Annotated in this window: 1 protein-coding gene; it reads left to right on the top strand. The window is 61.8% G+C overall.

Features of this window, described 5'->3' with window-relative positions; all coding sequences use genetic code 11:
• Positions 1-503 (top strand): IS6-like element IS6100 family transposase (locus WP12_RS00055; protein ID WP_040209783.1); only part of this gene is annotated, 503 nt, incomplete at its 5' end.
• Positions 504-557: the final 54 nt, after the last annotated feature.

Genomic DNA, 557 nt, shown 5'->3' with positions numbered 1-557 from the left:
CCTACCTGTACCGGGCAGTCGACAAGCGGGGCGACACGATCGATTTCTACCTGTCGCCGACCCGCAGCGCCAAGGCAGCGAAGCGGTTCCTGGGCAAGGCCCTGCGAGGCCTGAAGCACTGGGAAAAGCCTGCCACGCTCAATACCGACAAAGCGCCGAGCTATGGTGCAGCGATCACCGAATTGAAGCGCGAAGGAAAGCTGGACCGGGAGACGGCCCACCGGCAGGTGAAGTATCTCAATAACGTGATCGAGGCCGATCACGGAAAGCTCAAGATACTGATCAAGCCGGTGCGCGGTTTCAAATCGATCCCCACGGCCTATGCCACGATCAAGGGATTCGAAGTCATGCGAGCCCTGCGCAAAGGACAGGCTCGCCCCTGGTGCCTGCAGCCCGGCATCAGGGGCGAGGTGCGCCTTGTGGAGAGAGCTTTTGGCATTGGGCCCTCGGCGCTGACGGAGGCCATGGGCATGCTCAACCACCATTTCGCAGCAGCCGCCTGATCGGCGCAGAGCGACAGCCTACCTCTGACTGCCGCCAATCTTTGCAACAGAGCC

It is taken from the genome of Sphingomonas sp. SRS2 (assembly GCF_000971055.1).
Classification (GTDB): domain Bacteria; phylum Pseudomonadota; class Alphaproteobacteria; order Sphingomonadales; family Sphingomonadaceae; genus Rhizorhabdus.
The sequence above is the reverse complement of the archived record's forward strand: the minus strand, read 5'-3'. Positions and strand labels throughout refer to the sequence as shown.